The sequence below is a fragment of the Methylobacterium sp. 1030 genome (assembly GCF_040544715.1).
GTDB lineage: Bacteria > Pseudomonadota > Alphaproteobacteria > Rhizobiales > Beijerinckiaceae > Methylobacterium.
Map to the genome: position 1 here is coordinate 281,123 of NZ_JBEPKM010000004.1, position 14,531 is coordinate 295,653.

14 protein-coding genes are annotated in these 14,531 nt (G+C 71.0%); 10 read left to right on the forward strand and 4 right to left on the reverse strand.

Going from position 1 to position 14,531, the window contains the following annotated elements:
* Positions 1 to 21 precede the first annotated feature (21 nt).
* The 8 genes from ABIC30_RS07690 (at position 22) to ABIC30_RS07725 (ending at position 8,160) form a co-directional block, all read left to right on the forward strand.
* On the forward strand, positions 22 to 1,170 hold the full coding sequence (locus ABIC30_RS07690; protein ID WP_020094468.1) for an ABC transporter substrate-binding protein: 1,149 nt from the start codon (positions 22 to 24) through the stop codon (positions 1,168 to 1,170).
* 83 nt (positions 1,171 to 1,253) lie between these two features.
* Entirely contained in the window at positions 1,254 to 2,126 is an 873-nt protein-coding gene (locus ABIC30_RS07695) for a branched-chain amino acid ABC transporter permease (protein WP_020094467.1), read from the forward strand.
* The gene (locus ABIC30_RS07700; protein ID WP_103985105.1) at positions 2,123 to 3,157 is read left to right on the forward strand and encodes a branched-chain amino acid ABC transporter permease; all 1,035 of its coding nucleotides are present in this window, start codon (positions 2,123 to 2,125) and stop codon (positions 3,155 to 3,157) included. The genes ABIC30_RS07695 and ABIC30_RS07700 overlap by 4 nt, the downstream gene beginning before the upstream one ends.
* The gene (locus ABIC30_RS07705) at positions 3,154 to 3,972 is read left to right on the forward strand and encodes an ABC transporter ATP-binding protein (protein WP_103985104.1); all 819 of its coding nucleotides are present in this window, start codon (positions 3,154 to 3,156) and stop codon (positions 3,970 to 3,972) included. Before ABIC30_RS07700 ends, ABIC30_RS07705 begins: the two co-directional genes overlap by 4 nt.
* Complete coding sequence (locus ABIC30_RS07710) at positions 3,965 to 4,669, forward strand: ABC transporter ATP-binding protein (protein ID WP_100251686.1); 705 nt, start codon at positions 3,965 to 3,967, stop codon at positions 4,667 to 4,669. The genes ABIC30_RS07705 and ABIC30_RS07710 overlap by 8 nt, the downstream gene beginning before the upstream one ends.
* A complete protein-coding gene (locus ABIC30_RS07715) occupies positions 4,662 to 5,060 on the forward strand; it encodes a Rieske (2Fe-2S) protein (RefSeq protein ID WP_103985103.1) in 399 nt (132 codons plus the stop codon). Before ABIC30_RS07710 ends, ABIC30_RS07715 begins: the two co-directional genes overlap by 8 nt.
* 665 nt (positions 5,061 to 5,725) lie before the next feature.
* On the forward strand, positions 5,726 to 6,322 hold the full coding sequence (locus ABIC30_RS07720) for a response regulator (RefSeq protein ID WP_020094461.1): 597 nt from the start codon (positions 5,726 to 5,728) through the stop codon (positions 6,320 to 6,322).
* Positions 6,319 to 8,160, forward strand: a complete 1,842-nt coding sequence (locus tag ABIC30_RS07725) for an ATP-binding response regulator (protein WP_042670266.1) — start codon at positions 6,319 to 6,321, stop codon at positions 8,158 to 8,160. Before ABIC30_RS07720 ends, ABIC30_RS07725 begins: the two co-directional genes overlap by 4 nt.
* 81 nt (positions 8,161 to 8,241) lie before the next feature.
* On the opposite strand, the gene ABIC30_RS07730 is transcribed toward ABIC30_RS07725, so the two are convergent.
* Positions 8,242 to 8,685, reverse strand: coding sequence for a PACE efflux transporter (locus tag ABIC30_RS07730; RefSeq protein ID WP_020094459.1), 444 nt, complete (start codon positions 8,683 to 8,685; stop codon positions 8,242 to 8,244).
* 89 nt (positions 8,686 to 8,774) lie between these two features.
* On the opposite strand from ABIC30_RS07730, the gene ABIC30_RS07735 reads away from it, so the two are divergent.
* Both ABIC30_RS07735 and ABIC30_RS07740 read left to right on the forward strand, forming a co-directional pair.
* Entirely contained in the window at positions 8,775 to 9,674 is a 900-nt protein-coding gene (locus ABIC30_RS07735) for a LysR family transcriptional regulator (protein ID WP_234083160.1), read from the forward strand.
* Between the two features lie 167 nt (positions 9,675 to 9,841).
* Positions 9,842 to 10,744 (forward strand): LysR family transcriptional regulator, encoded by a 903-nt coding sequence (locus ABIC30_RS07740; protein WP_020094457.1) that lies wholly within the window; start codon positions 9,842 to 9,844, stop codon positions 10,742 to 10,744.
* Positions 10,745 to 10,926: 182 nt separating this feature from the next.
* Here the strand turns inward: ABIC30_RS07740 and ABIC30_RS07745 are convergent, their stop codons facing one another.
* From ABIC30_RS07745 to ABIC30_RS07755, 3 genes are all read right to left on the reverse strand, one after another.
* Positions 10,927 to 11,619, reverse strand: a complete 693-nt coding sequence (locus ABIC30_RS07745; protein WP_091978653.1) for a helix-turn-helix domain-containing protein — start codon at positions 11,617 to 11,619, stop codon at positions 10,927 to 10,929.
* A gap of 156 nt (positions 11,620 to 11,775) precedes the next feature.
* The gene (locus tag ABIC30_RS07750) at positions 11,776 to 12,114 is read right to left on the reverse strand and encodes an SPW repeat domain-containing protein (RefSeq protein WP_234083163.1); all 339 of its coding nucleotides are present in this window, start codon (positions 12,112 to 12,114) and stop codon (positions 11,776 to 11,778) included.
* A gap of 344 nt (positions 12,115 to 12,458) precedes the next feature.
* A complete protein-coding gene (locus tag ABIC30_RS07755) occupies positions 12,459 to 14,132 on the reverse strand; it encodes a methyl-accepting chemotaxis protein (RefSeq protein ID WP_331326759.1) in 1,674 nt (557 codons plus the stop codon).
* Positions 14,133 to 14,531 lie beyond the last annotated feature (399 nt).

The following is a 14,531-nucleotide window of genomic DNA, read 5'->3' on the forward strand; positions in this document are numbered from 1 at the left end:
CAACGCACCGGAGACACGCGAATGCTAGGCAGGTTCACCCTCACGACCGCGATCCTGCTGGCGCTGACGGCCACCGGCGCACGGGCGGAGGCGATCCGCATCGGCGTCAACGAGCCGCTGACCGGGCCGTTCGCGGCCTCGGGCACCTACGTGGTCAACGGCGCCAAGATCGCCGCCGACGAGATCAACGCCAAGGGCGGCGTCCTCGGGAAGAAGCTCGAACTCGTGATCGAGGACAACAAGAGCAACCCGACCGAGGCCGCCGCGGTCGCCGAGAAGCTGATCACCAGCGATAAGACCCCGGTGATGATGGGCGCCTGGGGCTCCAGCCTGACGCTGGCTGTGATGCCCAAGCTCGCGGATTACGAGACGCCGATGCTGGTCGAGACCTCCTCGTCCGGCAAGATCACGACCTCCGGCAACCCCTACGTGTTCCGGATCTCGCCGCCCTCGTCGCTCGAGGCCGAGACCTTCGCGCCCATGGTCGGCCGCCTCGGGCTGAAGAAGGTCGACTTCCTTGTCCTCAACAACGATTTCGGCCGCGGCGCCGCGACCGATTTCGGCAAGATGCTCAAGGACAAGGGCGTGACGGTCGGCCTCGTCGAGACCATGGACCAGGGCGCGCAGGACATGAGCGCCCAGCTCGCCAAGCTGAAGGCGTCGGATTCCGACACGATCATGATCACGAGCTCGGTCGATCAGCTCGTGCTGCTGTTCAAGCAGATGGCGGCGCTCGGCCTGAAGAAGCGGGTCATCACCACCGGCGGATCCCAGAACCCGGACCAGATCATCGCCCAGGCCGGCGCGGCCGCCGACGGCACGATGCACCTGACGACCTTCCTGCCCTGGTCGCCCGACAAGACGCCGGACCCGAAGGCTACCGAGGCCTTCATCGCCGCGTGGAAGACGCGCGGCTTCGACTTCGCCGGCGTCACCGAGAGCTTCCGCGGCTACGACGGCATCCGCGCGATCGCCCACGCCATCGAGAAGGCGGGTTCGGCCGATCCGTCCGCGATCACCAAGGCCTTCTGGTCGGTCGACTTCGTCGGGCTCAACGGGCCGATCCGCTTCGCCAAGGCCGGCCCCGCCGGGAAGGAGAGCGGCCAGAGCAAGCCCGACGTCTACCTCATCGAGATCAAGAACGGGACGGTGATCGTGCCGGCGCTGTGAGCGCCCCTGGGCCGGCGCTCTGATGCCGGCCCCCTCGCCCGTCCGCCGGCCTCCGGGCCGGGGCGCACCCTCGGAGGCCGCCCGTGAACGAACTGATCCAGCACCTCGTCAACGCCCTCATCCTCGGCGGCACCTACGCGCTGCTGGGGATCGGCCTGACGCTGATCTTCGGGATCATGAACGTCGTGAACTTCACCCACGGCGCGCTCTACACGGTCGGCGCCTACGTCATGTACCTCGCGGTCGCCGCGCTGGGACTGAACTTCTTCCTGGCGCTTCCTGTGGCGATCCTCGGCGGGCTCCTGCTCGGGGCCGCGATCGAGTTGCTGCTGCTGCGCCCGTTCCGAGGCTCGGACATCGACACCACCATGCTGGTGATGATCGGCGCCGGCATCGTCCTGCAATCGGGCACGCTCTGGACCTTCGGCGGCGTCGCCAAGGCGATCCCCGCGCCCTTTCCCGAGGCGCCGCTCCAGGTCGGCCCGGTCTCGGTGTCGTGGCTGCGGCTGTTCGTGCTCGGGGCGGCGCTGACGCTGATCGCCCTCACCTACGCGCTGATCAATCGGACCAAGCTCGGTCTCGCCATGCGCGCCGCCTTCCAGGATTCCGACACGGCGGCGCTGATGGGCGTCGACGTCCGCCGGATCTACACCGCGACCTTCGCCCTCGGCTCGTCGCTCGCCGCGGCCGCCGGCGCGCTCCTCGGTCCCGTCTACGTGGTGTTCCCGCAGATGGGCGGCCTCGCCGAGCTCAAGGCCTTCGCCATCGTCATCCTGGGCGGGCTCGGCAACGTCACCGGCGCGGCGATCGGCGGCTTCATCCTGGCGCTCGCCGAGGAACTGGGCGCCGGCTACGTCTCCTCCGGCTACCGGGACGCGATGGGCTTCCTGATCATCATCGCGGTCCTGCTCTGCAGGCCGACCGGGTTGTTCGCCAAGGCGGAGCGCGTCGGATGAACCGGCTCCTCCCCCTCGCCCTGCTCGCCGGCCTCGTCGCCCTGCCCCTGGGGCTCGGCGCCAACCCCTACCTTCTCAACGCGCTGATCGTGACCGGCATCCTGACGATCGGCGCCATGAGCCTGAACCTGCTCCTCGGCCTCACCGGGCAGCTCAGCCTCGGCCACATCGCGTTCTTCGGGATCGGCGCCTACGTCAGCGCGCTGACCAGCCTCGGCTTCGACGTGGATCTCGGCTTCGGCATCCGGGCGGTCCACGAGCCCTGGCCGGCGGTGGTCGGCCTCCTGCTGGCGACGGCGGCGGCGGGCGCTTGCGGCTACCTGATCGGGCGGCTCTCCTTCCGGGTGCGGGGCGCCTACTTCGTCATTGTGACGATCTCGTTCGCCGAGGTCGTGCGGCTCGTGGCGCTCAACTGGGTGGAGCTGACGCAAGGGCCGCTGGCGCTCACCAACATCCCGGCCATCACCCTCGGCCTGCCGGGCCTCGGGATGTGGACCCTCAAGACCAAGCTCCAGAACTACTACCTCGTGCTGGCCGTGGGGACGCTCTGCTACGCCGTGATCGCCCGCCTGGTCGGCGGGCGCTTCGGCCGGGCGATGCGGGGCCTCAAGGAGAACGAGCCGCTGGCGCTCTCGGTCGGCATCAACGCCACGCGCACGCTGACGGTGGCGGCGGTGATCTCGGCCGCCATGGCCGGCGCGGCCGGCAGCCTCTACGCCCATTACCTGCGGATCATCGATCCCGACGTGTTCCTGTTCGCCACCACGGTCACCATGGTCATCATGGTGGTGGCGGGCGGCAAGGGCACCCTGCTGGGCCCGGTCGTCGGCGGCCTGATCTTCGGCCTGCTGCCGGTGGCGCTCCGCCCGGTCATGGCGCCGGAGGCGCAGTGGATCGTCTACGGCCTCGTGCTGATCGTGATCCTGTTCGTGATGCCGCGGGGCATCGTGCCGGGACTGGCGGCGCTGCTGGGCCGCCGGCCGGCCCCGGCCGCGCCCGTCCTCGAGGCCAACCCGGCGGTGCAGCGATGAGCGCGATCCTCTCCGTCGAGCATGTCGGCGTCCGCTTCGGGGGCCTCGTCGCCATCGCCGACCTGCATTTCGACGTCCGGGCCGGCGAGATCGTCAGCCTGATCGGCCCGAACGGGGCCGGCAAGACGACGGCCTTCAACGTGATGACGGGCTTCCTCAAGCCCAGCCAGGGCGCGGTCCACTTCCGCGGCACGTCCCTGAAGGGCCTGCCGCCGCACGCGATCACGCGGCTCGGCCTCGCCCGCACCTTCCAGCGCACCAGCGTCTTCCCGGACGACACGGTGTTCGACAACGTGATGATCGGCCTGCACCAGATGGGCGCCGCGGCGGGCCGCGCGCCCGTTCTGGACGCGCTCCTCGGCCGCGCGGGGGCCGGCGAGAGGCAGCTGCGCGCCCGGGCCGCGGCGCTCCTCGACTGGGTCGGGCTCGCCGGACGGGCGCAGGAGAAGGCCGGCGCCCTCGCCTACGGGGAGCAGCGCCTCGTCGGCGTGGCGCTGGCGCTCGCCACCGAGCCCGCCATGCTGCTTCTCGACGAGCCGGTCTCGGGGATGAACGCTTCCGAGACGCGGGTCTTCGTGCGCCTGATCCGGCAGATCCGGGAGCGCGGCGTCACCATCCTGCTCGTCGAGCACGACATGCCGATGGTGATGGAGGTCTCCGACCGCATCGTCGTCCTCAACTACGGGCGCCTGATCGCCGAGGGGCCGCCGGACCGGATCCGCAGCGACCCGGCGGTGATCGAGGCCTATCTCGGCCAGGGCAGCGCCGCCCGGCAGGCCGCCGCGGCTGCCGCGCAGGAGGCGGTCCATGCTTGAGATCCGCGACCTCGTCTGCGGCTACGGCCACGTCACGGCTCTGAAGGGGCTCACGATCGACGTGCGCGCGGGCCAACTCGTCGCCCTCGTCGGCGCCAACGGCGCCGGCAAGTCCACGACGCTCCGGGCGATCTCCGGGCTCGTCCCGCCGCGCTCCGGCGCGATCCGGTTCGCCGGCCGGGACATCGCGGGGGCGGAGCCCCGCCGGATTTTGGCGGCGGGCATCGCCCATTGCCCGGAGGGCCGGCGCGTCTTCCCGCAGATGACGGTCGCCGAGAACCTCGCCATGGGCGCCTACCTGCGCCGCGACCGGGCGGCGGTCGCGGCGGACCTGGCGCGCATCTACGGGGAGTTCCCGCGCCTCGCGGAGCGCCGCGACCAGGCGGCCGGCACGCTGTCGGGCGGCGAGCAGCAGATGCTGGCGATCGGCCGCGCGCTGATGGGGCGCCCGAAGCTCGTGCTGTTCGACGAGCCCTCCCTGGGGCTCGCCCCCAACATCGTCGAGCGGATGTTCGCGGTGATCGGCGCGATCCGCGACGCCGGCACGACCGTGCTCCTCGTCGAGCAGAACGCCTTCGCGGCCCTCGAACTCTGCGACTACGCCTACCTCCTCGAGACCGGCCGCATCGTCCTCGAGGGGCGCGGGCAGGACCTCATCGCCGATCCCCACGTTCGGGACGCCTATCTCGGTGGCTGAGCGGGATCTGCCGGGGCGGATCCGCCTCGGCCCGGTCGACCTTCTCGGCGACCGGGACCTGCTCCCCGTCAACGCGGGCGGCCGCCGCCTGCTCCTCGTCCGGGACGGCGCGCGGATCGTGGCCGCCGAGCGCGCCTGCCCGCACGAGGGGGCCGACCTCGCCCTCGGACGCTGCGTCGCGGGCCGGCTGCACTGCCCCCGGCACCAGGCCTCGTTCGACCTCCGGGACGGTGCCGTCTCGCCGGGCTGGTCGTTCCGGGCCCTGCGCCTGTCCGCGGTCGAGGCGGCGCCGGACGGGCTCTGGCTCAGGACCGGCTCCGGCCTTCTCGCGCCGGACACCGCGCCGCCGGGCGGCCGCGGATTCCCGGCCGGCCCGGAGATCCGACGGTAGAGCGACCGAGATCAGCCGATCCGTCTCGCTCTACGGCAGCGAGGTCGGGATCGCGGCGCTCACCGCCTGTCTCGTGCGGACGAACGGCCCGCACGCGCGCCTGCTCGCGCGGGGACGCATCGCGAGGACGGTCGCGGGTCCCTCCGGCCGCTGAGGATCGGCGCTGATCGCCCGTCCGAAGGTGTCGGCCCAGGACAGCCTCGTCACGTTGTCCGGGGTCGGAGCGGGCGGAGCTTCCCGGTCGGCCGCCCGGCCGCGCTTGCGGGCCGCGGCACCGATCCACCGCACGATCAGGGGACCCTTCGCGTCGAACGTCGGATCGGACGCGGTCCGGCCGATGCCTCGTCTCTGACGGCGATGAACCATGGAATTCCCTCGAATCGACTTGGGAGGGCCGCGCGCGCGGTCCGACGGACGTCACCGCCCGCGATCACCGGACCGTCGCCGCGACGGCAGCGGTGTGAAGCGCGGGCCGCGCGGGCTGGCGGGCGCCCTCGCCCAGCATCCGATCCCGTCCGCGTGGTCTCCAACTGCATGTCCGGGCGCGCGCGATCGAATTCCTCGACCCGTGGCTTAGCCGATCGGAATGGCTTCGTGGACCAGTCCACATGGACTGGTCCATGACCCGTGACGGCGCCTGTGCGGTTGCTCTAGACAGGATCCGCATGGCGCAGGAAGCAATCCTCATCATCGATGACCACGCGCTGTTCCGGTCCGGCATCGTCTCGATGCTGTCGACGGCGTTCGATGAGATCCCGGTTCTCGACAGCCCATCGCTGCACGAGGCGCTCGCCATCGTGGCCGTCGTCCCGACGATCGTCCTCCTCGACATCCAGTTGCCGGGCATCGGCGGGCTCGAGGGGATGGGCCTGCTCCAGCAACGCTGGCCGGCCGCCCGGATCGTCGTCGTGTCCGGCCTGGATCTGCCCGATACCGTCAGCACGGCTCTGGCGCAGGGCGCCTGCGCGTTCCTGTCCAAGACCGACCGCCCCGAGCGGATGATGACGGTCCTGCGCGAGATGCTCGCCCGGTCGTCCGCGGTCCCGCAGGTCGGGGGCGCCCTCTGCCCGACGCTCACGCCGCGGCAGGCCGAGGTGCTGACCCTCGTCGGGCGCGGATTGTCCAACAAGATGATCGGACGCAATCTCGGTCTGTCGGAACACACGGTCCGCGGCCACGTGCAGGGTCTGCTGTCGGTCCTGGGGGTGACCCGGCGCGCCGAGGCGGTGTTCAAGGCGCAGCAGTTCGGCCTGATCCGATGAGCCCGTCGCAGGAGGAGCGGATCGCGGCCGAGCAGTTGCGCCTCGTCCTGGACGGCGTCACGCAGTCGGTCGCCGTCGGTTTCCTCGTCTCGACGCTCATGCTGGCCGTGCTGTGGACGCTGGTGCCCCACGCCGTCCTGCTGAGCTGGTACGGCGCGTTCCTCGTCGAGCGGTTCGGGGCGGCCGCCTACGCGCGTCGGGTCCGCGCCGCGATCGGCGAGCCCGACCGCGCCCGCCGGGTCGAGCGGGTCATCTTCCTGAGCAAGATCGTCGAGGGCGCGATCCTGGGATCGCTGATCTGGATCGCGCTGCCGCTCCAGGTCCCGGCGGTGAGCATCCTGACCATGTCGCTGCTGGGCGCGACCTGCAGCAACGGCGTCTCGCTCCTGGCGCCGCGGCGGCACCTCTACCTCGCCCTCGTCGTGCCCGTCGCCGTCCTGGCCGCGGGAACCCTCTGGTCGCTCGGCGGCGCGCCCTACCGGGCCCTGGCAATCTGCTCGATCCTGTTCGTGGTCGGGCAGTACGGTCAGGTCGTGCTCGCCAGCCGCCGCGTGCGGGAATCGATCGAGCTCCGCTTCGAGAACGCGGCCCTCGTGGAGCAGCTGCGCGCGGAGACCGCCGCGGCGCACCGGGCCCGCCGCGACGCCGAGCACGCCAACACCGCGAAGTCGCAGTTCCTCGCGGCGGCCAGCCACGACCTGCGCCAGCCGGTCCACGCCCAGGGCCTCTTCCTCCAGGCGCTGAGCCAGACGGATCTCGCCGCGCCGCAGCGGCGGATCCTGCAGAACGCCCAGACCGCGAACGTCGCGTCGACCGACATGCTCAACACGCTTCTGGACTTCTCGCGCCTGGAGGCCGGAGTCATCACGCCGCGGCCCCGCGCCTTCGAGCTCCAGCCGCTCCTCGACAAGATCGAGAACGAGCTGGCGCCGCTGGCCGACGCCAAGCGCCTGATCTATCGGACGCCCCAGACGGACCTGGCGATCGTCTCGGACCCGGCCCTGCTGGAGCTGGTCCTGCGCAATCTCGTCCTCAACGCCATCCGGTACACCGAGCGCGGCGGCGTCCTCATCGGCTGCCGGCGCCGGCGCGCGGGCGTGTCGATCGAAGTCTACGACACCGGGATCGGCATCCCGGTCGACAAGCGCGAGGACATCTTCCGGGAGTTCTACCAGCTCGGGAATCCGGAGCGCGATCGTCACAAGGGTCTGGGGCTGGGACTCGCGATCGCGCGCGGGATCGCCGCCTCGCTCGATCACCCGCTCTCCCTCTCGTCGAAGGTGGGGAGCGGCAGCGTCTTCCGCATCCTCGTCCCCCGGACGCTCGATGCTGGGCGGGACGCCAGGCTCGACGACGCGCCCGCGGCCGCCATCGCGGAGAGCGGTGGCCTGGTCGGCGCCCGCATCCTGATCGTCGACGACGATGCCATCGTCCGCGACGCGATGGTGGCGCTCCTCTCCGGCTGGGGTTGCCTGTGCTGGGCCTTCGAGGATCCGACCGACGTCACCGAACGGCCGCCGCAGGGGCCGCCGCCGGACGCACTGATCTGCGACTACCGACTGCGCAGGGGCCAGACCGGCGCCGAAGCCATCGCGACGCTGCGGCAGCATTGGGGACGGCCGATCCCGGCGATCCTCATCACCGGCGACACCGCGCCCGTCCGCATGCGGGAGGCCTTGGACAGCGGGGTCCCTCTGATTCACAAGCCGGTCCGGCCCGACCTTCTCCAGAAGGCGCTCGCCGCGCTGATCCCGCCGGGCCGGCCACCCGTCGGTCCCTTGGGCGCGGAGGTTCGGCGCGGACCGGAGACGACGGATCTCGTCCGCGCGGAGGGATAGCCGGCGCCTCACGCGGCGCCGCGGACCCTCGAACGCCCGCCGCGCCGCCGTCGCGGTCTCGCCGCGCGGCTGGCGCGAGCGTCAGCGGGACGGCTCGGCGGCAGCCTCGGTCCAGCTCGGGAGCGGGAAGGTTCGATCGTAGGCGAGATTGAACACGAAGGCGTAGGCCACGTAGAAGGCCGCGATCGCCAGATCCATGAAGAAGGCCTCCACGAGGCCGATGCCGAGATACCACGCGATCGGCGGCAGCAGGATCAGGAGCAGCCCCGCCTCGAACAGCACCGCGTGGGCGACCCGCAGGACGAGGCTCTTGCGCGTGTGCCCGGCGAGCCGCTGCATCGTCCGGTCGAAGCCGAGATTGTAGACGTAGTTCCAGCTCGTCGCGACGAGGGCGCTGCCGATTCCGATCACGCCCATGTCGGCGGCGTGCAGGCCGAAGGCCGCGGTCCCGAGCGGGACGATGAGGAGCAGCCCGATCACCTCGAACAGGATGGCGTGGCGAATGCGGTCGCGGGTGGTGCGCATGGTCTCGCTCTCGAGAGGCGGATTGGTCGGCCGCTCTCTATCTGCGATAAGGCGATCCACAAGTTAGGAAGTATCGGGTAATCAGATAGATGGCGGTCTCGCTCGACCAGCTCCAGGCTTTCGTGGCGGCGGCCGAGGCCGGGTCGTTCTCGGGCGCGGCGCGGGTGCTGCGGAAGGCGCAGTCGGCCGTCAGCACGCAGGTGGCTAACCTCGAGACGGATCTGGGGCTGGCGCTGTTCAGCCGCGCGGGCCGGAACCCGGTGCTGACCCCGGCGGGCGAGCGGCTGCTGCTGGAGGCGCGCGTGGTGCTCGACCGGCGGGAGCACCTGATCGGTGTGGCGAGCAGCCTGGAGCAGGGCGTCGAGAACCGGCTGGTGGTCGCCATCGACGAGCTCTACCCCGAGCACGCCCTCGGCGCCCTCTTCGCCAGCTTCGCCCAGCGCTTCCCCTTCGTGGAGCTCGAGCTGCTCTTCCCGCTGATGGAGGATGTCAGCCGCATGGTCCGGTCGGGCGCCGCCGACCTGGGCGTGATGTGGCGCCAGGAGGAGCTCCCGACGGAGCTCGGGTTCCGGACCATCGGCTGGGTGCCGCTCAAGCTGGTCTGCGGCCGCGATCACCCGCTCGCGAAGGAGCGGGTGGCGTGGGAGGAGCTGAAGCGCCACCGCCAAATCCTCGTGGCCGCCCGCGGCGACGGGGCGGAGAAGCGCCGTCTGCGGGTCGCCGCCGAGGTCTGGTGGGTGGAGAGCCACTGGGTCATCCTGGAGATGGTGAAGCACGGGATCGGCTGGGCCTTCGTCACCGACCACGTCATCGCCGCGTCCCTCACGGCGCCGTACCTCGTGACGCCCGACCTCCAGTTCGATGAGGGCGACTGGCCGATCGCCCTGGAACTGGTCTGGCACAAGCAGCGGCCCTGCGGCCCCGCCGCGGCCTGGCTCCGCGAGCGTTTCGCCGCGGAGCGCGTCGGGATCCACCCGGGCGGGACCTGAGCGCGGTGCGGGACGGACGCCCGCCGGGCCCCGCCTCGGCGACACGCCGCTGTCGACGGTCCTGACGGGCCGGCGAGATCCCCGCCGTCGAGGACGTCCACCCCGCGGGTCTAGACGCAAAAGACCTTCCGTGCTTCTATCCATTCGAAATTCCTATGGGTCGGCCCATGGAACTCCGGCATCTTCGCTACTTCGCCGCGGTGGCGGAGCATCTCAGCTTCACCGCCGCCGCCCAGAGCCTGGGCGTGTCGCAGCCGCCGCTGAGCCAGCAGATCCGCGATCTCGAGGTGGAGATCGGCGTCAACCTGTTCGAGCGCTCGAGCCGGCGCGTCGTCCTGACCGCGGCGGGCGAGGATTTCCTCGGGAACGCGCGGGCGGTCCTCGCGCAGGTCGCCGATGCCGTCGACCGGGCGCGGACGATCGGCACCGGAACGGCCGGCATCCTCAACATCGGCATGACGAGTTCCGTCCTCGCGGGGCCGGCCGGTTGCCTGATCCGGGCCTTCGAGCAGCGCTTCCGGGCGGTGGACGTGCGCATCCACGAGATGGCGCCGGCCGACCAGATCGCGGCCCTCAAGGCGAACCGGACGGATCTCAGCTTCCTCCGCAGCCCCCCCGAGGATCCGGATCTCGTCGCCCACCTGGCGTGGCCGGAGCGGCTCTGCGTGGCCGTGCCGCGCGAGCACACCCTCGCCGCCGGTCGCAGTGTCGCGATCGACGTCTTCCGCAGCGAGCCGCTGATCTCGCTCGGCCTCGAGAGCTCGCGCTTCGCAGCGGATATCTACCAAGCCTGCATCGCGCGCGGGTTCACGCCGAGCATCTCGCAGCAGGTCCGCGAGGCCTCGTCGCTGATCAACCTGGTCGCGGCGGGCTTCGGTCTCGCCATCATCCCGGAATTCGTCGGCCGACCGAGGCATCCGGACGTCGTCGTCCTGCCGATCAAGCCGCCGTTCCTGTCGGCGGACGTCTACGCGCTGCATCATCAGCGCCGGAACCCGGTGATCGACAATTTTCTCGGGCTGATCCGCGAGGAGGCCCCGGGCTTGATCGCGCGCTTCCAGAGGCGGTGACGCCCTTCGTCTCCGCACCCGCTCGCCGGCGCCGTCCGCGACCGTCTCCGAGGCAGCGTCCTGCGCGCAGGCGCCACCCCGAAGCCACCCCGAAGCCACCCCGAAGCCACCCCGAAAGCCAACGCGAAACCACGCGACAGCCCGCAGCGGCGTTCCCGGTGGCGTCCCCGGCGGCGCCTGTCTCAATCCTCGACGAGCCGGCGCAGCCGGGTCCGATGCAGGCACACCTGTCGGCCGCCGTCGCGTCGCAACACCCCGTCCTCCTCCAGCTGCGAGAGGGTGCGCGATACGGTCTCGATGGTCAGGCCGAGGTAGTCGGCGATGTCGCGGCGGGTCATCGGCAGCGCGAAGGTGCCGGCGGCGCCGAGGCGGTCATCGACCTCCAGCAGGAAGGCGGCGACCCGCTCCTGGGCCGAGCGCCGTCCGAGCAGGAGCGCCAGGTCCTGGGCGTGTCGCAGGTCGCTCGTGGCCATGCTCCAGAGTCGGCAGGCGACCTCGGCCCGCCCGGTCGCGGCGCGCTCGACCTGTCGTCGCTTGAAGATCAGCACCTTGGTGCTGGTGAGGGCCTCGGCGGTCTGGCGATTGATCTCGCCCTGCCCGAGCCCGAACAGGTCGCCGGGCAGGTGGAAGCCCGTGATCTGGCGGCGCCCGTCGCTCAGGACCCGGTGGGTGCGCACCGCGCCGCTGAGGACCTTGTAGACGAACTCGGCCTCCTCGCCCTCTCCGTAGATCTCCTCCTCGCGGGCGTAGGAGAACGGTGTCCCGACGACGTCGGGGCATCCCGCGAACAGGGTGCTCCCCTCGATCTCCGGGACGGGAGCGGGACGGGCTGCGGGCCCCTCCGGTGCTGTCCGTGCCGTGAACTCGGTGCTCATCGCTGCGCTCCTCGCCTGCGTCGGTCGGGACGAGATTGGCAGCGGGCGGGAGGCGGAGAAATTCCGGTCGGAGCCTTAAGGCGCGCCCCTTAAGGGCAATCCCGTAGTCGCGTGTGCCGGCCGGATGCCCGCGGCCGCGGCGGCGACGGGCGCGCCTCAGACGGAGCGCGCCTGGGGCGACACGAAGAGCCGCCACAGCGCGTACGCGGCCAGCGCGGCCACGGCGAGCCCGGTCAGGCCGTGCACCCACACGGGTGCCGTCGCGTCGGCGAAGCCGAGAAGCCAGGGCGCCATGGCTGCCCAGAACCCGAGGGCGACGTTGAGGTATTCCTCCCAGGCGCAGGTCACGCCGAGGGCCAGAAGTGCGACCACGGTGATGGCGCCCCCGGTCACGAAGGCGTTGCGCGCGGCGGCCGTCTCGTAGCCCAGATTCAAGTACCACGGTGCGAGGAGGAGCGCGACGCCCAGGAGCATGTTGAGCGCGTTCGGGACCATATCCGCCGTTCGGTTCTCGATCGTTCTCACCGGATTCCCCGCGCGGGCTGACGGCATCGGCGGCCCGATGTCCGGGCGCCCGAGCCCTGAGCGACAGACGACCTGCCATCTTTCACGGGCCGAGCATCCGGTATCCGTGCGACCGGTCATTGATCTGGCTCAAGTCGATCGCGGCTTGCCCGCGTGTCGGGATCCGGCAAGCTTGGCGCGGCCGCGGATTTGCTGCGCGCTGTGGGTGGCAGACTCGATTGTCGAGATTGTCGTCGCCGATGGGACGCGCGCGTCGGCGAGATCCGCGTCCTCCCGTCGGACCGGGCGGACGCGGATCTCGGCCGTGGCCACCCTCAGGCGGCGCGGACGGTTGCGAGGAAGCGGGCGACCTCGGCGCCGAGATGCTCGGATTGCCGCGACAGCTCCGAGGCCGCCGACAGGACCTGCGAGGCCGCCGCCCCCGTCTCCTCCGAGGCCTGCGCAACGCCGGCGATGTTGCCCGTCACTTCGTTCGTCCCCGCCGAGGCCTGCGCCACGTTGCGCACGATCTCCTGGGTCGCTGCACCCTGCTCCTCGACGGCCGCCGCGATCGAAGTCGCCACGCTGTCGATCTCCCGGATCCGGCCGGTGATCCCGCCGATCGCCGTCACCGCCTGCGCGGTCACACCCTGGACCTCGCCGATCTGGCGCGCGATCTCCTCGGTCGCCTTGGCGGTCTGCTCGGCCAGCGCCTTCACCTCGGAGGCCACCACCGCGAAGCCCCGCCCGGCCGCGCCGGCGCGGGCCGCCTCGATCGTGGCGTTGAGCGCCAGCAGGTTGGTCTGGCCGGCGATGCCGGAGATCATCCCGACCATGTCGCCGATCCGCGCGGCGTTCTGGCTGAGCGCCTGGACGAGGTGGGCGGTCTGGTCGGCCTCGCCGACCGCGGCCTGGGCAAGGTGGGCCGAGCCGGTCACCTGCCGGCCGATCTCCTGCACGGACGAGCCGAGTTCCTCGGCCGCGGCCGCGACCGTGTTGACGTTGGTCGAGGCCTCCTCGGCGGCCGCGGCCACGCTGGTCGATTGCGCAGCGGTCTCCTCGGCGGTGGCGGTCATCTGCTGGGCGGTGGCCTGGAGCTCGGTGGCCGAGGACGAGACCAGGCCGACGATCCCGCCGACGGCGCGCTCGAAGCCGTCGGCGAGCTCGACCATGGTGCGCTTGCGCTCGGCGGCGGCGGCCACGTCGGCGCGGCGCCGGACCTCGGCCTCCTCGGCGGCCTTGCGGGCGACCATGGCCTTGATGCCCTCGACCGCCTGGCCGACGGCGCCGATCTCGTCGCCGCGGGCGGCCTCGCGGATCTCGGCATCGACCGCGCCGCGGGCCATCCGCTGCAGGACGCCCACGAGGCTGCCCAGCGGGCGCGTGATCTGTACGACGATCACGTACACGCCGTAGGCGATGCTGAGCGCGGCGAGCGCGAGCGCGGCCAGGAGCGCGAGGCGCGACCAGCCGGCAATCGTCTCCGAGCGCCGGAACTCCGCCTCGGCTTCCCGGACCTGCAACGCGGTCAGCTTGCTCAGCGTGGCGTTGGTGGCCTGCATGCTCTTCAGCAGGTCCGTGTGGGTGGCCTCGAAATCCGAGGCCGCGCCGGCGGCGACGCGCTTGAGGATCTCGGCCGCGATCGAGTCGTTCCGATCGATGCCCAGCTGCAGGTCCTTGGCGAGGGCCTCCTCCTCCGGGGTCAGGTAGGTCGCCAGATAGGCCGACCACTCCTTGTGGAGCTTCGACAGATCGCGCTCGATCTTGTCCTTGGCCTCTGCCGGCTCGATCTGCTTGCCGCGCAGCTGGCGCGAGGCGTCGAGCAGGTCGTCATAGGCGTCGCGAATGATGCTGAACTGCCGGAGACAGACGACGCGATCATCGAAGACGGTCTTCAGGCTCTGATGGCTCCAGTGGAGCGAGAGATTTCCGAGCGCCGCCGTGGCGAGCAGCACCAAGCCGAGTCCGCCGAGCAGCGAGACGAGTCGCAGTTTGATGGTCATTTTCATGAGGCGGATGTCCAGGCGACGGAACCCAGGGCTGCGAACGCGTCAGCCAGGCTGAGCAGTCATGATCGGGTTGCGTAAAATATACGCAAACTGATTAAGATTTATTCTGAAGAGTTTCCCGTTACGGGGTCTGACATTCGGTCTCCGGCTCGCGATATCGTACGTGCAAAGGCGGTTATTCAACTTCAAGATGAGGAATCGGAGCTGAATCAATCGGAAAGGGCCTCCGGGGCGGACAGGAGCGTCACCGCCCGACGTGTCGGATCGCCGCACAGCGGGCGGCGCGGGAGCCGGGATCGACCGAGGCAGGAACGTCGCCGGTCTCGGGATGGGGGGCCAGCACGGACGCGGTCCCGGTCTTGAGGCAGGTCAAGGTCGGCCGCCGCGGACCACCCCTAA